The sequence below is a fragment of the Clostridium paraputrificum genome (assembly GCF_900447045.1).
GTDB lineage: Bacteria > Bacillota > Clostridia > Clostridiales > Clostridiaceae > Clostridium > Clostridium paraputrificum.
This window is the reverse complement of the sequence record NZ_UAWH01000014.1, coordinates 124,188-143,980: the sequence shown is the minus strand read 5'-3', so window position 1 is coordinate 143,980 and position 19,793 is coordinate 124,188. Positions and strand designations below refer to the sequence as shown.

Below are 19,793 nucleotides of genomic sequence, written 5' to 3'. Positions count from 1 at the left end.
TCGATAAGGCTATTAAAACTGTATTATTACTATCTATCTAACTAACCAACCGCCATCAACTGCTAATATATGACCATTAACATAATCTGATGCTTTACTTGATAAGAATACTATTGCTCCCATTAAATCAAATGGGTCTGCCCATCTTTCTGCTGGAATTCTTCCTAATATTTCTGCATTTCTCTTTTCATCTGCTCTAATTGGTGCTGTATTTGCAGTCTTTATATATCCAGGTGCTATTGCATTTATTTGAATATTTTTACAAGCTAATTCATTAGCAAATGCCTTTGTTATACCAGCAACCCCATGCTTACTTGCAGTATAAGGTGGTACAAACTTTCCACCTTGGAATGAAAGCATTGAAGCAACATTTACTATCTTTCCTCCACCTTGCTTTTCCATTATTCTAGCAACATCTTGGCTTAAGAAATAAACTGCATTTAAGTTTATATCCATAACTGCATTCCAGTCTTCTTCCTTATATTCTAAAAGTGGTGTTCTTCTTATAGTTCCTGCATTGTTTATTAATACATCTATCTTTCCATATTCATTCATTGCAGCTTCAACTACTTTTGCTCTATCTTCCTTTTTAGTTAAATCACCTTGTACAAATACAACTTTTTTACCTTCTTTTTCAATTAATTCTCTAGTCTCATCCCAGTTGTTATCGTAAGTTGGTATAACTAAATCTGCTCCTGCTTTTGCTAAAGCAACAGCATAAGCTTGTCCAAGCCCAGTATTACCACCAGTAACTATTGCAACCTTTCCATCTAATCTAAAAAAGTTCATTGAAAAATTATCTAATACATTTGACATATCTTTATTCCTCCAAATTACTTTAACAACTTACTATCAACTGGTTGTAAGTCACCATAGTTTTTATTTTCTCCACACATTCCCCAAATGAAAGTGTAATTGCTAGTACCTGTTCCTGAATGAATTGACCAGTTTGGAGATATAGTCGCTTGTTCATTAGACATTACAATATGTCTAGTTTCATCTGGCTTTCCTACTAAGTGGAACACTCTTGTGTTTTCATCCATATTGAAGTAGAAGTAAACTTCCATTCTTCTTGGATGTAAATGAACAGGCATTGTATTCCATCCACTTCCTTCTTCAAGTACAGTCATTCCCATAAGAAGTTGACAACTTTCACATACACTTGGATCTACATATTTATAAATTGTTCTCTTATTCATTTCTTTATCTGAACCCATCTTAGTTGGGTTAGCATCTTTAAATGCCACCTTAACTGTTGGATATTCTTTATGTGCTGATGCACTATTCATATAGAACTTAGCTGGATTTTCTTTATCTTTGCTAGTGAAAGCTATTTCTTTAGTTCCTTTTCCGATATACATTCCATCATATTGAACCATTTCATGTTCAACACCATCTAAAATAATTGTTCCTTCTCCACCAATATTTATTACAGCCATTTCTCTGTTTTGTAAAAAGAAATCGCTTCCTATTTCATCTGAAATATTAATTTCAACCTTTGCATCTAATGGCTTAGCACCTAAAACCATAATTCTATCATCATTACAATATGTAACTGTTAACCCATTATCTACGAAGATTTCCTCTATTAAATATTTCTTTCTTAATTCATCTGTACTTAAAGTTTTTAATTCATCTGGACCTACTGAATATCTTATATCCATTTTTATTCCTCCTTAGATTTTTATTATCTATACAAATTAATAAAGCAAGTTTCATGCCAGAATAATAATGACTATTACATTGGCAATATAACTTGCTTTAAACCCACTTTATTTTTTAATTAATGACACTTACTTATTATTTTATGACACTGTCATATCTATATGTTTTTTAATATGCTAATACTTCTACACTATATTTATTGTCATTTTCTTTAATAACTGCAACTCTTCCATATACTCTATGTCCATTTACAATATAAAGCTTTCTTCCCTTTGGATCTTCTCTATGAACAAGTAATACAGTATATTTATCATTATTTATTTCTATAGATATAGCTTCAACTATATCACTATCCATCTTCTTCCCTTGCCAGTCATAAACATCTATATATTTTATAGTGGCTTCTTTATTAGCTTCTAAAGTTTTTCCATACATAACTGTATTAATAAAAGTATTTCCTTTACTATTCACTGAAAATACTGCTCTAGTACTCTTATATTTTTGGTTATAATCCTTTGAAACAATAGTATCTTCTAAAGAAAAACCTCCATCAACATTTAAAGTATTAACAAAGAAATTTATTTTATCCCCAGAATACTTTAATATATTGTTACTAAGTTGTTGAAGTTGTGAATTATTAAAGTTATAAAATTGACTATACTTATTCTCTTCATTAGTAAAAAATTCATCACTTACTACCCAAATATTAGGCTTAATAAATACTACTTTTCTATTAACTACAGTTGGTTTATCACTATTTATATACCCAAGATGACCACCTTCTACAAAATCGCTACCTTCCTTGAATTTATATAAACCTTTTATTGGTGATGCTACTGAACTATTACTCCAAGAGCTTGTACACACTGTAAAGTCTTCATCATTTATAATATTAGTATTATGGCTCTTTGGTCTCTTTAATTCTATTCTCTCTGGTTTTGACGGAGAATAAGAAAATCTACCTGAGTCGACTAATATATCTTCCCCCATACAAGTTACTTCAAGATGTAAAGTATCACTATGCCCATGCCCACTTCCTAAAAATCCACATTTGAACATGCTATAAGATGAGCTTTCATTAAATCCAGTTCTCATAAAATATAGTCCTGTATCTTCAAAAGCTTTTGATACTTCACTAAGTTCTTCTTTAACTAACGATTCAAATACCTCTATGCCTTTATAACCATATGTTAGTAAGGTATTTAAATCTATACTCTCATTACCATAATTTTTTAATATACCGTCTTTAAAAATAATAGCTCCAAAGTTCATTAAATCTCTTAAATCTTCTTCATCACTATCTCCATAATTGCTTTGACAGTGATTTGGCTTCATTGTATAAAGCGTTGCATAAAGCATGTCTTTAACTTTATTCTTTATAAAATCAGATACTGTAATATTATTTTTTTCAGCTAAGGTTATGAACTCTAGGAAACATTTAAGCATTTCATTATGATACTGAAAAGATTGTTCCCAATGTAGGCCATCTTCAATTACTTGTAAACCTATAGCATCTTCTAGTGTTTTTATAGTTTCTTCTTTATATAATTGTGACACCTTTAACTCTGGGAAAAATACTTCAGCAATAAAGGCTCCTTGTTGCTCTAGAATTACCCAATTACTTAATATTCTTTCATATTTATTGTTTTCATGAAGATAATCTAAATGCTCACTTATAGAAACTAATACTTCACTTAATAAATCTTCATCAATTTCCCTATTTGAAAACATTACTTCTAATGATTTAACCCAGTTTTTTATTCTTATACCACTTTCGATTGTTCTCCACGTTGTATTCTTTAGCTTTTCTATATCTCTGTTATTTTCTATCCAATCTTTCAATAAGTACTCAACTGTAGAAAGATATTTTTTATCACCAGTGAACAAATACGCTTCTGTTAAACACGTGAAAAATCTATGTCTACTTAGCATAAATGTCCATTCATTATCATTGTATGGATTTAACCCCCAATCAATTTCATCTTCAAACTTTACAGTATCACTACACCTTTCCATTTCCCATGGCAATGTAAATCTGAATTCTTTCCTAGTAACCTCATCAGCTATATCAATAGTTTTCTTTAAAGCTAAATCAAGATTTTTCTTTGCATATGATACTAGCTCTTTTTCATTATCTATAAATCCCTTTACTGAATTTCTATTAATGAAATATTTCTTCAACTCTTTTTTAGCTAATTCAATATTATTATTTTCATAAAACTCTCTTACCTTTTCTAAGCCTTCATAACTTAAATCTAATACTTCGAAAATCTTCATATTACCAATATAATCTCCAATCCTCTTTGTATAATCTCATTAACGCTTCCATGAAGAAATAGTCTCCCCAAAGATTACACTCATCTATTCCCTTGTTATGTTGCCATGAATATACTCCATGCATTAAAATTCCATCTGAATCTTCATTTACAGTAGTATAATTATTAATTAAATTTCTAAGCATTTCGTGCGCTGCCTTATTATATATATCTTTATTATTGTAATCTTCATCAAATTTATTTCTTTCAAAAATACCACAAGCAGTTATAACAGCTGATGATGAATCTCTAGATTCCCCATCTTTTTCTGTAAAAATTAAATCCCAATATGGAATTAAGTCTTCAGGCAATCTATTTAAATAGTAGTTTGTAACTGCTTCAAAAACTTCTTTAGAATTTTCATTCTTATTATATCTATAATTAAGTGGCATTCCTAAAATCGCCCATGCCTGTCCTCTTGCCCAACAAGAATCATTTTTAAAGCCTTGATGAGTTACTCCTTTAGTTGGTTCTCCTGTTTCTTTATCAAAATAATAAGTATGATATGTAGATGAATCTTTTCTTATAACATTGTTTATTGCAGTATTAAAATGATTGTTAGCTACATTAAGATATGATTGATCTTCAGTCTCTTCATATGCCCAATATAGTAATGGTAAATTTAAAAAGCAATCTATTATTAATCTATACTCAGACTCATCTCCTAGGTTACCCCACGCTTGAATAAATTTACCCTTTTCTTGATATCTTCCTTTTAATTTATTAGCAGCTTTAAGTCCTAGCTCCCTTGCTTTTTCACTTCCTGTTATCCTGTAATCTGCTACTGCAGAAAGAGAGTATAAAAATCCAAGATCATGATGATTTAAAACAAAATCATTATTATAACGTTCTTCAAAATTTTCTGTATGAATTTGTGCTACCTTCTTATACTTGTCATCTCCTGTATACTCATAAGCTAACCAAAGCATTCCTGTCCAAAATCCATTTGTCCAGTCATCATTGTCCTTTACTCTATATTTAAGATTAGTCGTGCATGCACTTGGAAACTTATTTGTATACTTTTCTAAGTTCTCATCTATATTTTTTATGACTATGTCTAATCCTCGTTTTATTTCTTCCTTAGTCAAAAATTCTTTTTTTTCTAACCCATCTCTATCTTTTACATCTTCTACTACTAAATCCCTAAACAAAATATATACCTCATCTCTTTAATCTATTTTTGTATAAAAAAGGGGAAACCTAACAGTTCCCCCTAATAATTAAAAGCTTGCCTTCTTTAAAAATTCGTCTAACAGTACATCAGCTTCATCTGGCACCATTCTAGCTGTTAATTTAACTCCCCTATTCATTAATTCCTTAAATGCATCGTATTCTTCCTTAGTAATACTTATAGATTTCTTTATTTGAACAGTTTCATCTCTTTTAGCCATATTACCAACGTTTATCTCTTTGATTTCTAAACCTTTCTCCATTAAATCTAATGCATCTATTGGGTTCTTAAGTACCATTAATACTTTTTGTGCTGCATATTTATCAGCCAAAATATTTGTTGCTGCCTTTTCTTTTGAAATTATTGATGTAGCTATTCCAGGAGGCGCAACCATTCTTAATATTCCCTTTTGCATTTCATCTGCTGCTACTTCATCATTTGCAACCATTATTCTTGAAACTCCTAGTCCTGTTGACCATCTAGTTGCTACTTGTCCATGTATTAATCTATCATCTATTCTAATATGAATTATTCCCTTCATTGCTATTACCTCCATTAATTAAACGAATTTCTTTTATTTATTATGCAAATATTTTTAAGTTAAATAGTACTATACCTAATATCATAAGAATGAATATTGCCTTAGTTGAAGTCATATTCTTTCTTCCTAATAGCCAGTAAGTAAATGCTACTATTGCAACTGGTGCTAAACCTGGCATAATTCTATCAGCAATATCTTGTAGCTTAAATACTACATCACCATTTTGCCATTCAAATGCAAACTTAGCATTAATAACACTTGGCACTAATGCACCAACAACTGTAATACCTAAAATATTAGCTGCTTCTGTAATATTCTTTAGCATACCTCCAATTGAACCAACTAATTTAGTTCCTTGTTCATAACCAATTTTCATAAACTTCTTCATACAGAACAGTCTTAAGAAGTTAAATGCTATCCATAAAAAGATACCAATAGGATTACCTTCTAAAGCCATGTAAGCTGCAATTGATCCGATTACAGTATTAGGTAAAACTGTGAATAATGTATCACCAACACCAGCTAAAGGTCCCATTAAACCAGTTTTTATAGCAGTTACTGCTTCTCTTGCGCTCTTACCCTCTTCTTCTAAAGCTAATGCAGCTCCTACTATTAGTGAACCAGTTGTTGCATTTGTATTGAAGAATTGAACATTGTTTTCTACCGCTTCTTGTAAACCTTCTTTATCATCACTATATATTTCTTCAAGAGCAGGTAACATTGCGTACCCGAAACCTAACCCTTGCATTGTTTCATAATTCCAACATGTATGAACTCCAAATAACCATCTTTTAAAGACTCTGTCCATCGTTTTTTTAGATACTTTTTTACTCATCTTCGTCATCTCCTCCACCAACTATTGAAACTGTTCCTTCTTGTCTTCTTTCATAAGTCATTAATGCTAAAGCTAAACCTACGAAAGATATTCCTAACATTGGTACTCCTAAATATGCTGCTAAAGCAAATCCAATTAAAAGGTAAGCAACATATTTCTTAATTGATAAATACTTAAGTAATATAGCAATCCCTAGTGCTGGTACTATTTGACCTGCAGTTTTTAATCCACCCATTAACCATAATGGCATGTTATCTACAATACCTTGAACAAATGCTGTTCCTAGTGATAGTCCAAGTACTACTGGAACTGCTCTTGATAGAGCCCATGGTAATAATCCTAATAAGTTCATTTTTTCCATTAACTTATAGTCACCTAATTTAGCAGCTTTATCAGCTTTTTGTTGAATAAATGTATTTAAAAATCTTGCTAAAACATCTAATTGAGTAAGTAATAATGCTATTGGAATACCTAGTGAAATACCAAATTCAGGATCTTGACCTGACATTATTGCAAATGCAGCTCCTAAAACTGCTCCACTTGTATAATCTGGAATTACTGCTCCACCGAAGTTTGCAACTCCAAGAGACATTAAGTTAAGTGTACCACCTACAAATAATCCTGTTTGCATATCTCCTAGTAATAAACCTGCTATACCACCTGCTACAGTTGGTTTAGCTAAACCAAAACATGTGTTTAACCCATCATACTGTGCAATAACTATAAAAGCCGTTACTGCAATAATTTGCCATAATTGTACTTCCATTTAAAATTCCTCCTATTCATCCTCTGAATCATTATTATTTAATATAATTCCTTTTTTTATTGAATCTTTTCCAGATTCAATTATCTGAAGAATTACTTCATCTAACTTAGATGTTTCATTCATAACAGCCTCAATTACCATAGGCAAGTTTACCCCAGAAATTAATTTAATCTTTTCATCTTTACTTGCCTCCATTAGTACTCTATTAAATGGCGATCCACCAAATAAATCTGCAAGAACTAATATTTCATCACTATCTTTTTTTAATTCATCTATCTTATTTTTTAAGCTCTGATAAAAAAAATCTATACCATCTTCATCTAGCCCTAAATATTCAACAGATGAACTTTGTCCTAATATCATTTCAAGTGCATCTTTAAATCCTTTACATAAGTTACTGTGACTAACTACCAAAACCTTATACATCAATCCCACCTCCTTGTCTATTATTACTAGCAATATCCATGCCAATTTTTTTACACACAAAAAAGCAGAAGATATATTTTTTCACACCTTCTGCTTCTATCCTTTATTTAAGCCATTTAGTCTTCATTATCTAAAGTTCTTGTCCTAACTATTCTAAAATTAATTATATCGTGTATAATGACAATTTCAGCTAAAGATAATGACACCCTGTACTCTTTTAGTACATCTCTAAAAATTTCTTCTGACAATTCTATGAAATCACTATGACACTGTTTAAATTTTTCTTCATCTGGATGTGACGTTATATTTTCTCTTAAAACTAATCTTTCAATTAGCATACTTATATGAATGAATAAAGCTAATTTTAAATCCCCTTCAAACTTCTTATTTAAACTTATCTCATAGTTATTAATTATCTTATCTACCTCATCCACTATTTTATCAGGGTTTAATATGGTTAATTGATTCAGTATATTTTGTAGGGAAAAGAATTTTATAATATCATTTTTTATTTCATCTATATTTTTCTTCTTTACCACTCCATCTAATACCTCTTCAATTACCCCCTCTGAGCCTGAACTTATAAGATTCTGTAATTCAATAACCTTAATTCCTTCAACTTCTAGTTGAGTTGTAGATATTATAAGCCTTACATCATATCCTATATTCTCGAAATCATCTTTACTATTGTTTACCACACTATTATAATCCTTGGCAATTATTTCTATATCAGCTTCTCCTATACACTTAGTTAAAATTCCTCTAAGCTTTTCTGCTGTTCCTATTCCAGATATACAAGTAACAACTATTGCCCTCTTCTTCTTTGGTGCTTTATAAAATCTATATTCAGTTTTATTGTTATCAGAGCATTTTTTTACTATATCTTCTATATTCTCATTGTTTATAATCCTATTTGCTACATCTAAAGCTAACCTAGTTGATATATTATTTATTACACCAACATGTCCATTAACCACATTCCTCAATTCATCATAAATCTCATTTAGTGAACCCATATCCACTAACACTATTGTTCCACTATCAGTATTAACGTTTGCTAAGTATTCTTTTATTCTTTTTACTACTGTCATAGTACTTACATCTATTGGCATATCAAAAGGTTCAAATATAAAATCTTCAAAGAATGTATTTGCTACAGAGGTAATACTGCTTGCTGTAGAATATCCATGAGCTACTATGATAGCATTACATCTATTTTTATCTAATGATACTAACTTATTAAAATATAGTGTCAGAAATATCTTTAAAATATCACAACATTCATAGTCTAGTGTTCCTTCAATAATTTCCACTATCTTATTAGCAATTAAATAACTTTTTGATAGCTTCTTTTTAAGAGTTTTAAGTTGAAGTTTATAATCAGAAGCTAATGATTTATCCTCATTACATATATTCTTAAATACTATTAAAGCATAAGTTATTAATTTAGAACTATTCCCATATACCTTAACACCATACCCCTGCTGTAATGACACTAATGCATTATCAACTACACTAGAAATTAGCTTATAAGTAAGTATATCTTTTTCTATATGGCCATTATTAAATATCATCTCATTAAAAATTTTATTTAAACTACCGATAGAAAGTTTTTTAAATTTTTCTTCATTTATTACAGAAGCATTTAAATTATTTATTATTTTTAATATAGCTTGTATTTCTTCTTTTATTAAAGTACTTTCATTATTAGTTAAATATTGAACTGAATTTTCCTCAGCTTTCTCCCTACATATCTTCATATTTTCATAACAAAATATATTTTTGATATTTGTTTTATTTTTAAATTCTCTTGGCAAATCTTTTATATTAATTTCTATAACTTCTGATTCTAAGTTATTTCTATATGCGTTAGCACAACTACTTATTATAATATTTTTTAGAAGCCCTATATTACCACTTCCATTTATAGATATTAATGAATTAATTACATTTCTACTAATAATTAAATCTCTACCAATCTCCTTTGCCTCATTTAAATAAAAGTTATGAATCATACTTAACCTTTCAGATACACTTCTTTTATCAAGACTTGGTATTTCGACAAATATAGGAATTCTTCTTTTAAATGTATCGAGTAAAACCTCATCTAAATTCTCAGTAGTTGCAAATATAAATCTTACCTTAGCACTTCTCCACCTATTAGTTTCACCTATTCTTCTATATCTACCTTGATCCAAAAATAAAAACAACTTCTCTTGCCCCTCTGGTGAAAGTCTATGTACTTCATCTAAAAATAAATATCCACCATCAGCTGCTTCAATTAACCCAATTGTATCTTTTTCGGCACCTGTAAAAGCACCTTTTTTATATCCAAAAAGATTTGCTGATAATAGTTCAGGGTTATTTGCATAATCAGCACAGTTAAACGTAACAAAAGGTGCTGATTCATCTATAACCTTCTTGTGAATTGCATATTCATAAATTAAACTCGCCATAAAGCTTTTCCCTACACCACTCTTCCCAGTAAGAGTTATTGGTAAGCCCTTATTAGGATATACTGCTGCAGCCTTACATTGTTCAACTGCTTCTTTAAGGCTCCCATTGTACCCAATTAATTTAGTAAATGGATCATCAGTTTTATCTTTTTTATCTTCATTTTTAACCTTAACTAAATTACTATGTAAAAAATAAACTGGCCTAGTATTTATTTTTATAGCATGTCCCTCTCTACATAATTCATTCAAATATTGACTTACAACATTTCTCTGAACTCCAAGTATTTCAGATATTTCTTTTGCAGTCACTCCCTTCTCTCCATTTTCAATAGCTTTCTCACTTAGTTCCTCTAAATTCATATGTACTTTTTCTTTTATTCTCATAATTGACCCCCATTTGTAAACATTATCACTTATAAAATGCATTATATCACTTTTCTAATTTTTGTATAGTGTAATATTTATAAACTTTTTTTAATTTATTTGTCATAAAATTTATGACACTAAGTTGGCATAATAATTGCTTTATAAATATATTTAGGAGATGATTTTATGGATAAAGCACAAAAATGGAAATATGAATTAGAAGCAAATAATATTATAAAAATTTTGAAAGATAAATATTATAATGCAATTTATTGTTCAGACTTAAATAATGCAAAGGAAAAAATCTTAGAAATGATTCCTGAGGGTTCTTCTATAGCCTTAGGCGGCTCTGTAACCCTAAATCAATTAAATATAATAGATACCTTTAGAGGCGATAATTACAAACTATTTGATAGATATAAGAATGTTCCTTTCACAGAAACAGTAGGGATAATGCGGCAATCTCTTCTAGCAGATTACCTTATTACAAGTGTAAACGCCATAACAAAAAACGGTGAACTCATGGTTACAGACTCTACTGGTAATAGAGCAGCATCTATGATATTTGGTCCTCGTAAGGTAATTATAGTAATAGGCGTAAATAAAATTGTTGAAGACTTAGAAGAAGGCTATAGTAGGATTAAGGAGGTTGCAATTTTAAATACAAAAAGAATTAATCACAAAACTCCTTGCAGTATTACAGGTTCATGTAACAACTGTGATGTAAAGGATAGAATTTGTAACTTTACCTCCATCATTCATAATGGAAGAAAGTTTGAAGATAGATATACAATACTGGTTGTCCCAGAAATTTTAGGTTATTAAACTAGGAGGTTTTTATATAATGAGTAAATTTGAAATTAAAGAAGATTTCTATTTAAACAATGAAAAAATAAAAATTATTTCTGGAGCTGTCCACTACTTTAGAATAGTTCCTGAATATTGGAGAGATAGGTTAGAAAAATTAAAGTCTATAGGTTGTAACTGCGTTGAAACTTATATACCTTGGAACTATCATGAAGTAAAGCACGGTAAGTTTAATTTCTCTGGTAATAGAGACTTTGTTAAATTCATAAAAATAGCTGAAGAACTTGGACTATATGTTATTTTAAGACCAACTCCATACATTTGTGCTGAATGGGAATTTGGAGGTTTACCAGCATGGCTTCTTAAAGATGATTCAATGAGGGTAAGAAGTACTTATCCAGGATTTTTAAATGCTGTTGATTCATACTTTACTCAATTATTCAAACATATTGTACCATTACAAATAACAAATGGTGGCCCAATTATAATGATGCAAGTTGAAAATGAGTATGGTTCTTTTGGCAATGATAAAAAATATCTAACTGCAATAAAGGATTTAATGATAAAGCACGGAGCTACTGTTCCTCTGTTTACTTCTGATGGAGGATGGAGAGAAGTTTTAGATGCAGGAACAATTGAAGGTGTATTCCCAACAGCTAACTTTGGTTCAAGATCTAAAGAACAAATAGGCAACCTTAAAGAATTCATGAAAGATAACAATATTGAAGGGCCTCTTATGTGTATGGAATTCTGGATAGGCTGGTTTAATAATTGGGGCGGAGAATTCAAGAGAAGAGATGCTGATGATGCAGCAAAAGAACTTAGTGATATGCTAGAAGAAGGTCATGTAAATATCTATATGTTCCACGGAGGGACTAACTTTGGATTCTACAATGGATGCAGCTACCATAACGGACAAGATCCCCAAACAACTACATATGACTATGATGCTCCTCTTAATGAATGGGGAAATCCATCAGATAAATATCAAGCTTTCAAGAAAGTAATCTCAGAATATACTAAGATACCAGAAATAAAACTATCAACTGATATAAAATTTAAAAACTATGGTTCTATAAAACTTTCAAATAAAGTTTCATTATTTAGTACCCTTGATAAAATTGCTAAACCAATACATAATGATATTACATTAAATATGGAAAAACTTAATCAAAACTTTGGATATATTTTATATAGAGCAAACATAGGAAAAAAACGTACATTTGAAAAAGCTAAACTTGCTGACTGTGATGATAGAGCTCAAGTATTTATAAACGAAAAACATGTAGTTACTCAATACAAAGAAACTATGGGAGAAAATATTCCACTAACGTTGGATAAAGAAGATAATAACATAATAGATATCTTGGTAGAAAACTTAGGAAGAATCAACTATGGTGCAAGCCTTGTAAGTCCTAAACAACGTAAGGGAATTAAAGGTGGGGTAATGCTTGACATACATTTCCATTCTGGATGGGATCACTATTCATTAGAATTAGATAATATAGATGATGTAGATTTCTCTGGTGAATATAAAGAAAATACACCTGCATTTTATGAATATACCTTTAACGTTAAAGAAAAAGGGGATACATTTATTCATCTACCTAACTTTGGTAAAGGATCTGCCTTTATAAATGGATTTAATATAGGTCGTTTCTGGGAAATTGGCCCAACAAGATATCTATACATTCCAGCTCCTTTATTAAAAGAAGGCGAAAATAGAATTGTTATCTTTGAGACTGAAGGAAGATATCAAGATACAATCCAACTAAGTGATAAACCATTATATTAATCAAAAAACCAACTATCTTTAATGATAGTTGGTTGTTTTGTATTACTAATATTATTTTGAATAATCGTAGAATCCTTTTCCTGTCTTTCTTCCTAACCATCCAGCTCTAACATACTTCTTTAATAAAGTATGAGCTCTGTACTTAGAATCTCCAGTTTCATTATAAAGAACATCCATTATAGCAAGACATACATCTAATCCTATAAGATCTCCTAATGCTAAAGGTCCCATTGGGTGATTAGCTCCTAATTTCATAGCAGTATCTATATCTTCTACAGATGCTACTCCATCAGCATAAATTCCAACTGCTTCATTAATCATTGGAATAAGAATTCTGTTAACTACAAATCCTGGTGCTTCAGCAACTTCTACTGGTACCTTCTTTATAGCTTCAGACATTTCTTTAACTGCATCAAAAGTTTCTTGAGAAGTTTTAGCTCCTCTTATAATTTCAACAAGCTTCATTACTGGAGCTGGGTTAAAGAAGTGCATTCCTATAACTTTATCTTCTCTCTTTGTAGCATTAGCAACTTCTGTTATTGATAAAGAAGATGTATTTGAAGCTAAGATTGTTTCTGGCTTACAGATTGAATCTAATTCTGCAAATATTTCCTTCTTAATCTTCATATTTTCTATAGCAGCTTCTACTACTAAATCACAATCAGCAGCTAAGCTCATATCAGTTGTTCCAGAAATTCTAGAAAGTATTTCTTCCTTAACTTCTTCTGTCATTTTTTCCTTAGCAACTAATCTGCTTAAGCTCTTATTTATTCCAGCTATTCCTCTTTCAACGAATTCATCTTTAATATCTCTTACGATAACTTCAAATCCATTTTGTGCGAATGCTTGAACTATTCCAGCACCCATTGTTCCAGCACCAAGTACGAAAACCTTTTTCATTTTTATTCCTCCTAAAAACTCAATATTTTTATATTATTCAGCTGCTTTCATTTCTTTAGCTTGAGCTATTAATTCAGGGATTACCTTCTTAACATCTCCAACTATACCATAATCAGCAACTTGCATTATTGGAGCAGTTTCATCTTTATTGATAGCAATAATTAATTCTGAATCTTGCATACCAGCTACGTGTTGGATAGCTCCTGAAATACCACAAGCTATATAGATTGTTGGCTTAACTGTCTTACCAGTTTGTCCAACTTGGTAAGCATTTTCAACCCATCCCTTTTCTACTGCTGCTCTAGAACCTGCAACAACTCCACCTAAAGCATCTGCTAATTCTTGTAGTAAAGCAAAGTTTTCTTTACATCCTACACCTCTACCACCAGATACTATAATGTTTGCTTCAGATATATCAACTATATCTTTCTTTTCCTTGATTATTTCAAGAACCTTAGTTCTAATATCGCTATCTGCTAATTTAACTTCTACTTTTTCAATCTTACAGTTTGAAGCATCAGTATTTACCTTTTCAAATACACCTGGTCTTACTGTAGCCATTTGTGGTCTATGTTCGGGACATACGATTGTAGCCATTAAGTTACCACCAAATGCTGGTCTTGTAGCTAAAAGGTCTCCAGTTTCAACTTCAACATCTATTGAAGTACAGTCTGCAGTTAATCCTGTTGTTAATCTTGCAGCTATTCTTGGTCCTAAATCTCTACCAATAAAAGTAGCTCCTACAAATAATATTCCTGGCTTTCTTTCATTTGCTAAATCACAAATAACCTTTGTATAAACATCAGTTGTATAATGTTCTAAATTCTTATCATCAGCAACTAAAACTTCATCCGCACCATGTTCACCTAAAGTTTTTGCTAATCCTTCTACATTGTGTCCTAGTAATAAAGCAGTTAACTTTACTCCTAATTTATCTGCTACTCTTCTACCTTCACCAAGTAATTCTAAAGATACTTTTTGTAATTGTCCTTCTCTTTGTTCAGCAAAGACCCAAACGCCTTTGTAATCTGTTATATTCATAATAAATTACCCTCCTATTATCTTAGATGTAGTGTTTTTCTTTTAATTTTCCTAAAACATAAGCTGCAGCTTCTTTAGGGCCTTCTTTAACTAGTTCTCCTGCTCCCTTAACTTCCTTAGTCATTGACTTCTTAACCTTTGTTGGAGAACCCTTAAGACCTAATTCTGACTTATCTACATCTATATCGTCTGCACTCATAACCTTGATATCATTGTCACTAGTTGCAAAAATATTACCAACATTCATATATCTTGGTTCATTTAATGTTTCGATTGCAGTTAATAGACATGGAGTCTTAACTTCTACTATTTGATGTCCATCTTCTAGTGCTCTGTTAACTATTAAAGAATCACCTTCAACTTTTACATCTTGAACATATGTTACTTGAGGAATGTTTAAGTGTTCAGCTATTTCTGGACCAACTTGTGCTGTATCTCCATCGATAGCTTGTCTTCCTGCAAATACTATATCATAATCTAACTTCTTAATTACTCCAGCTAGAGATTTTGAAGTTGCTAATGTATCAGCTCCTCCTAGTACTCTATCTGTTAAAAGAATAGCTTCATCAGCTCCCATACATAAAGCTTCTCTTAATGCAGCCTTAGCCATTGGAAGTCCCATTGAAACAACTGTAACCTTTCCACCATGAGCTTCTTTTAATTGTAATGCTGCTTCTAATGCATGCTTGTCTTCTGGATTAATAATTGATGGAACACCATCTCTTATTAATGTACCAGTCTTAGGATCTATCTTAACAACTGTTGTATCTGGAACTTGTTTTACACAAACTACTATATTCATCTTATAACTTCCTCCTATCTGAATAAGCTACCTGAAATAACCATCTTTTGAACTTCTGAAGTTCCTTCATAGATTTCAGTTATCTTAGCATCTCTCATCATTCTTTCTACTGGATATTCCTTAGTGTAACCATATCCACCAAAGATTTGAACTACCTTAGTAGTAACATCCATAGCTACTTCTGCTGCAAATAACTTAGCTCTAGCAGCATCTATTGAATAAGGTTGTCCATTTTGTTTTCTCATAGCAGCTTTGTATACTAATTGCTTAGCAGCTTCTATCTTTACATCCATTTCTGCCATGTACCATTGTAAACCTTGCTTAGTGTAAAGTGGCTTACCGAATTGTTTTCTTTCTTTCATGTAAGCTATTGCTTCTTCAAAAGCACCTTCAGCTATACCTAAAGCTTGAGCAGCTATACCAATTCTTCCTCCATCAAGAGTCTTCATTGCTATACCAAATCCCTTACCCTCTTTACCAATTAAGTTTTCCTTTGGTACTATACAATCTTCCATTATTAATTCAGTAGTAGATGATGCTCTAATACCCATCTTGTTTTCTAACTTACCTATTGAGAATCCTGGGAAGTCTTTTTCAACTATAAATGCAGATATTCCTCTTGTACCTTGGCTCTTGTCTGTCATAGCAAAAATTATGAAAGTTTCAGCAACTCCACCATTTGTTATGAATATCTTTGAACCATTTAATACATAATGGTCTCCATCTAAAACTGCAGTAGTTTGTTGTCCTGCTGCATCTGTACCAGCACCTGGTTCAGTTAAACCGAAAGCACCAATCTTCTTACCAGAGCATAAGTCTGCTAAATACTTTTCTTTTTGTACTGGAGTACCGTGTTCATTGATAACTGAAGCACATAGTGATGTATGAGCTGAAAGTATAACTCCTGTTGTTGCACATACCTTTGATAATTCCTCTACAGCGATTATGTATGAAAGAACATCTCCGCCTGCTCCCCCTACTTCCTTAGAAAATGGAATACCCATCATTCCTAACTTAGCCATTTTTTGAACATTTTCCATAGGGAATCTTTCTGTTTCATCAATTTCTGCAGCTATTGGTTTTACTTCATTTACTGCGAATTCTCTAACCATTTGTTGTACTAATTGTTGTTCTCTAGTTAATTCGAAATCCATTTGATTTGACCCTCCTTATATTTAAAAAAACAATTTATTTGTTTTGGAAGTTCTTTTCTGCTCTCTTTTCTAAGAATGCAGTCATTCCTTCTGTTTGATCTTCTGTGCTGAAGCATTTTCCAAAGTCTTCTGCCTCTATTTCAATTGCTCTATCTATATCTACTTGCATACCTCTATCAATAGCATCCTTACATAACTTAACAGCTACTGGCGCATTAACAATTATTGCATTAGCCATAGCTCTAGCTTCATCCATAAGATTTTCTAGAGGAACTACCTTATTTACAAGTCCTATTCTTAAAGCTTCATCTGCCTTAACCATAGCTCCTGTATAAATCATTTCTTTCGCTTTTCCTAAACCAACTATTCTTGGTAGTCTTTGAGTACCACCAAATCCAGGAGTTATTCCTAAACCTGATTCTGGCTGAGCAAATCTTGCTCTTTCTGAAGCTATTCTTATATCACATGCCATTGATAATTCACAACCACCACCAAGAGCGAATCCTGATATTGCTGCAATTACAGGCTTGTCTAACTTTTCTAATCTTCTGAACACCTTATTTCCAAGCATTCCAAATTCTTTACCTTGTTCTTCATTTAAATCTCTCATCTCTGCTATATCAGCACCTGCAACGAAAGACTTTTCTCCTGCCCCAGTTAATATAACAGCATAAATATTGCTATCATTTTCTAAATTCTCAAGAACTGCGTCAAGATCCTTTAATGTTTCTGAATTTAATGCATTTAAAGCTTTTGGTCTATTAATAGTAACAATAGCTAAATGCTCTTCTTTTTCAAGAAGCACGTTTTTCAATTCCATCCCCTCATATCCTCCTTATTTACACTCTTATTTTTCTTAATCTTTTTTAATTTTACAAACTATCCAATATTATACACTAAATAGTGGCATGAGTCTGTCGAATTGTCTGAAAATAAATACTTTTTTATTATCTTTTTTGTTAATAATATAACAAACTTAGATAAAAAAATAATTGAAGTTTTTAACAAACTTCAATTAAGATTATAATACCTTGTTAAATTTTTTTCAATATCAAATTGTGATTTTATGTTAAATTTATAAGCTATACCCAAGGATATTTTTCCTATTTTTATTCCTCATTGCTGTGTAATAAATAAATAAGCGTCATCAAACTTTCACTTAAATGAACATTTTCAACTCTTACATTCTCTGGTACCGATAAATCTACAGGGGCAAAGTTCCAAATTCCCTTAACTCCACCTTCTACCATTTCATCGCATACCTTTTGAGCATTTATTCTAGGAACACAAATTATTCCTATATCTATTTTGTTCTTACTTAAAAAAGATTTTAAAGTATCTATTTCACTTATTTCAATATCTCTAATTTTAAGTCCAACTAACTTAGGATTTGCATCAAATATACCAACTAAATTTACACCTTGCTTATCAAACTTATAATTTGCAATTGCTTGCCCTATATTACCTGCACCTACAATTACAGTGTTATATTTTTGACTTAGTCCAAGAATACTACTTATTTGATTGTATAATTCTCTAACATTATACCCATATCCTTGTTGACCAAAGTCACCAAAACAATTTAAATCTTGACGTATTTGAGATGCTGTAAATCCTATCTTTTCCCCTAATTCTTTTGATGATATTCTATCTACATCATTTTTCATTAATTCATTTAAATATCTATGATATTTTGGCAGACGTTTAATTACAGCCATAGAAATATTTTTTTTCTTTTCCATACTGCACCTTCTCTCTAAATTTTATCTATTTTTTAACAAAGTTATGTAAATTCTACACTTTACTTTTTACGCAACTAATACACCATTTATTATATTACCATAAAACTTAATTATTAATCCATTACTTTTCTTAAATAATATTTTCACTTTCAATATAACAAGCATGAATTTTGTCGATTTTTGAACAACTATTTCAAAAGATGTTCTATCAATATTTTTAAGCCTATTAAAATTAGAACAATGCCTCCGAATATTTCTGCTCTACTCTTAAACATTTCTCCTAACTTTTCACCAATATACACTGCAATAAAACTTAAAATAGCTGTTACTACTCCTATTATTAATATTGATGATAATATATTTACATTTAAAAACGCAAAACTTATTCCTACGGCCAATGCATCTATACTAGTAGCAATAGCTAATATTAATAATGTTTTATTTGAATAAATTTTCTCTTCTTCACTCTCTTCTCCCTTTAATGCTTCATAAATCATCTTCCCACCAATAATAGCTAATAAAATAAAAGCTATCCAATGATCCATCATTTCAATATACTTAGTAAAGTTTCTGCCTACAGCCCAACCTATAAAGGGCATAATAGCTTGAAAAACACCAAAAAATAAACCAGCTTTAAAAGCCATCTTTATTTTACTTTTTTTATTAGAATTAATACCAATAGTAATCGAAACAGCTAGAGCATCCATAGCTAACCCCAATCCTATCATTAAAACAGATATAACACTCATATTTTTCCTCCTAAATAGCACATCTTTATTTTATACATTTTTTATCATTATAAACACTAAAGAATAAACTTTATTAGCATTTAAATATTAAACTTATCTCCAATTTAATTGCAAGTATAATTTCTTAAAAAATAAAAAGAGACTTATGTATAACGCAACCCTAATCCGTTATACATAAGTCTCACAATTTAAAACAAAGCCAGATGATTATATCATCAGTATGTTGACCTTGTTACAGAGATAAAACATCTCTGCATGCTAC

18 protein-coding genes are annotated in these 19,793 nt (G+C 30.8%); 2 read left to right on the top strand and 16 right to left on the bottom strand.

The genetic code is table 11. From position 1 onward, the window contains the following. Positions 1-33 precede the first annotated feature (33 nt). From kduD to DR024_RS05680, 9 genes are all read right to left on the bottom strand, one after another. Positions 34-816 carry a 2-dehydro-3-deoxy-D-gluconate 5-dehydrogenase KduD gene (kduD, locus tag DR024_RS05720; RefSeq protein WP_065254743.1) on the bottom strand — a complete coding sequence of 261 codons (783 nt, stop codon included), beginning with the start codon at positions 814-816 and terminating at the stop codon, positions 34-36. A gap of 17 nt (positions 817-833) precedes the next feature. After that, positions 834-1,664: a 5-dehydro-4-deoxy-D-glucuronate isomerase gene (kduI, locus tag DR024_RS05715; RefSeq protein WP_065254744.1), complete on the bottom strand. Its 831-nt coding sequence runs from the start codon at positions 1,662-1,664 to the stop codon at positions 834-836. A gap of 169 nt (positions 1,665-1,833) precedes the next feature. Further along, positions 1,834-3,942 (bottom strand): heparinase II/III family protein, encoded by a 2,109-nt coding sequence (locus DR024_RS05710; RefSeq protein ID WP_111918312.1) that lies wholly within the window; start codon positions 3,940-3,942, stop codon positions 1,834-1,836. A 1-nt stretch (position 3,943) separates the two neighbouring features. Then, on the bottom strand, positions 3,944-5,131 hold the full coding sequence (locus tag DR024_RS05705) for a glycoside hydrolase family 88 protein (RefSeq protein WP_111918310.1): 1,188 nt from the start codon (positions 5,129-5,131) through the stop codon (positions 3,944-3,946). A gap of 69 nt (positions 5,132-5,200) precedes the next feature. Continuing rightward, on the bottom strand, positions 5,201-5,692 hold the full coding sequence (locus tag DR024_RS05700) for a PTS sugar transporter subunit IIB (protein WP_065254747.1): 492 nt from the start codon (positions 5,690-5,692) through the stop codon (positions 5,201-5,203). A 40-nt stretch (positions 5,693-5,732) separates the two neighbouring features. Next, the gene (locus DR024_RS05695; RefSeq protein ID WP_242868049.1) at positions 5,733-6,527 is read right to left on the bottom strand and encodes a PTS system mannose/fructose/sorbose family transporter subunit IID; all 795 of its coding nucleotides are present in this window, start codon (positions 6,525-6,527) and stop codon (positions 5,733-5,735) included. Next, positions 6,520-7,293, bottom strand: coding sequence for a PTS mannose/fructose/sorbose/N-acetylgalactosamine transporter subunit IIC (locus DR024_RS05690; RefSeq protein WP_065254749.1), 774 nt, complete (start codon positions 7,291-7,293; stop codon positions 6,520-6,522). The genes DR024_RS05695 and DR024_RS05690 overlap by 8 nt, the downstream gene beginning before the upstream one ends. Before the next feature lie 12 nt (positions 7,294-7,305). Beyond that, complete coding sequence (locus DR024_RS05685) at positions 7,306-7,719, bottom strand: PTS sugar transporter subunit IIA (RefSeq protein ID WP_065254750.1); 414 nt, start codon at positions 7,717-7,719, stop codon at positions 7,306-7,308. Between the two features lie 116 nt (positions 7,720-7,835). Next, positions 7,836-10,559, bottom strand: a complete 2,724-nt coding sequence (locus tag DR024_RS05680; RefSeq protein ID WP_065254751.1) for a sigma-54-dependent transcriptional regulator — start codon at positions 10,557-10,559, stop codon at positions 7,836-7,838. A gap of 168 nt (positions 10,560-10,727) precedes the next feature. On the opposite strand from DR024_RS05680, the gene DR024_RS05675 reads away from it, so the two are divergent. Next, a complete protein-coding gene (locus tag DR024_RS05675; protein ID WP_111918308.1) occupies positions 10,728-11,366 on the top strand; it encodes a lactate utilization protein in 639 nt (212 codons plus the stop codon). 19 nt (positions 11,367-11,385) lie between these two features. Beyond that, positions 11,386-13,143, top strand: coding sequence for a glycoside hydrolase family 35 protein (locus DR024_RS05670; protein ID WP_111918306.1), 1,758 nt, complete (start codon positions 11,386-11,388; stop codon positions 13,141-13,143). Positions 13,144-13,194: 51 nt separating this feature from the next. Here the strand turns inward: DR024_RS05670 and DR024_RS05665 are convergent, their stop codons facing one another. The 7 genes from DR024_RS05665 to DR024_RS05635 all read right to left on the bottom strand — a co-directional run bounded on the left by DR024_RS05665 (position 13,195) and on the right by DR024_RS05635 (position 19,531). Next, entirely contained in the window at positions 13,195-14,043 is an 849-nt protein-coding gene (locus DR024_RS05665) for a 3-hydroxybutyryl-CoA dehydrogenase (protein ID WP_027098916.1), read from the bottom strand. A gap of 33 nt (positions 14,044-14,076) precedes the next feature. Beyond that, positions 14,077-15,084, bottom strand: coding sequence for an electron transfer flavoprotein subunit alpha/FixB family protein (locus DR024_RS05660; RefSeq protein WP_111918304.1), 1,008 nt, complete (start codon positions 15,082-15,084; stop codon positions 14,077-14,079). A gap of 22 nt (positions 15,085-15,106) precedes the next feature. After that, positions 15,107-15,886 (bottom strand): electron transfer flavoprotein subunit beta/FixA family protein, encoded by a 780-nt coding sequence (locus DR024_RS05655; RefSeq protein ID WP_111918302.1) that lies wholly within the window; start codon positions 15,884-15,886, stop codon positions 15,107-15,109. A gap of 14 nt (positions 15,887-15,900) precedes the next feature. Next, positions 15,901-17,040, bottom strand: coding sequence for an acyl-CoA dehydrogenase (locus DR024_RS05650; RefSeq protein WP_027098913.1), 1,140 nt, complete (start codon positions 17,038-17,040; stop codon positions 15,901-15,903). 34 nt (positions 17,041-17,074) lie between these two features. Beyond that, on the bottom strand, positions 17,075-17,860 hold the full coding sequence (locus DR024_RS05645) for a short-chain-enoyl-CoA hydratase (protein WP_027098912.1): 786 nt from the start codon (positions 17,858-17,860) through the stop codon (positions 17,075-17,077). 289 nt (positions 17,861-18,149) lie between these two features. Beyond that, positions 18,150-18,782, bottom strand: coding sequence for a redox-sensing transcriptional repressor Rex (locus DR024_RS05640; RefSeq protein ID WP_055185264.1), 633 nt, complete (start codon positions 18,780-18,782; stop codon positions 18,150-18,152). A 188-nt stretch (positions 18,783-18,970) separates the two neighbouring features. Then, positions 18,971-19,531, bottom strand: a complete 561-nt coding sequence (locus DR024_RS05635) for a manganese efflux pump MntP (protein WP_099314010.1) — start codon at positions 19,529-19,531, stop codon at positions 18,971-18,973. Positions 19,532-19,793 lie beyond the last annotated feature (262 nt).

What these genes read in the sequence shown, in the direction of transcription:
- DR024_RS05665 (WP_027098916.1), bottom strand. Translation starts at nt 14,043, where the DNA reads ATGAAAAAGGTTTTCGTACTTGGTGCTGGAACAATGGGTGCTGGAATA.
- DR024_RS05650 (WP_027098913.1), bottom strand. Translation starts at nt 17,040, where the DNA reads ATGGATTTCGAATTAACTAGAGAACAACAATTAGTACAACAAATGGTT.
- DR024_RS05645 (WP_027098912.1), bottom strand. Translation starts at nt 17,860, where the DNA reads ATGGAATTGAAAAACGTGCTTCTTGAAAAAGAAGAGCATTTAGCTATT.
- DR024_RS05695 (WP_242868049.1), bottom strand. Translation starts at nt 6,527, where the DNA reads ATGAGTAAAAAAGTATCTAAAAAAACGATGGACAGAGTCTTTAAAAGA.
- DR024_RS05710 (WP_111918312.1), bottom strand. Translation starts at nt 3,942, where the DNA reads ATGAAGATTTTCGAAGTATTAGATTTAAGTTATGAAGGCTTAGAAAAG.
- DR024_RS05635 (WP_099314010.1), bottom strand. Translation starts at nt 19,531, where the DNA reads ATGAGTGTTATATCTGTTTTAATGATAGGATTGGGGTTAGCTATGGAT.
- DR024_RS05680 (WP_065254751.1), bottom strand. Translation starts at nt 10,559, where the DNA reads ATGAGAATAAAAGAAAAAGTACATATGAATTTAGAGGAACTAAGTGAG.
- DR024_RS05640 (WP_055185264.1), bottom strand. Translation starts at nt 18,782, where the DNA reads ATGGAAAAGAAAAAAAATATTTCTATGGCTGTAATTAAACGTCTGCCA.
- DR024_RS05700 (WP_065254747.1), bottom strand. Translation starts at nt 5,692, where the DNA reads ATGAAGGGAATAATTCATATTAGAATAGATGATAGATTAATACATGGA.
- DR024_RS05660 (WP_111918304.1), bottom strand. Translation starts at nt 15,084, where the DNA reads ATGAATATAACAGATTACAAAGGCGTTTGGGTCTTTGCTGAACAAAGA.
- kduI (WP_065254744.1), bottom strand. Translation starts at nt 1,664, where the DNA reads ATGGATATAAGATATTCAGTAGGTCCAGATGAATTAAAAACTTTAAGT.
- DR024_RS05685 (WP_065254750.1), bottom strand. Translation starts at nt 7,719, where the DNA reads ATGTATAAGGTTTTGGTAGTTAGTCACAGTAACTTATGTAAAGGATTT.
- DR024_RS05690 (WP_065254749.1), bottom strand. Translation starts at nt 7,293, where the DNA reads ATGGAAGTACAATTATGGCAAATTATTGCAGTAACGGCTTTTATAGTT.
- DR024_RS05655 (WP_111918302.1), bottom strand. Translation starts at nt 15,886, where the DNA reads ATGAATATAGTAGTTTGTGTAAAACAAGTTCCAGATACAACAGTTGTT.
- DR024_RS05670 (WP_111918306.1), top strand. Translation starts at nt 11,386, where the DNA reads ATGAGTAAATTTGAAATTAAAGAAGATTTCTATTTAAACAATGAAAAA.
- kduD (WP_065254743.1), bottom strand. Translation starts at nt 816, where the DNA reads ATGTCAAATGTATTAGATAATTTTTCAATGAACTTTTTTAGATTAGAT.
- DR024_RS05675 (WP_111918308.1), top strand. Translation starts at nt 10,728, where the DNA reads ATGGATAAAGCACAAAAATGGAAATATGAATTAGAAGCAAATAATATT.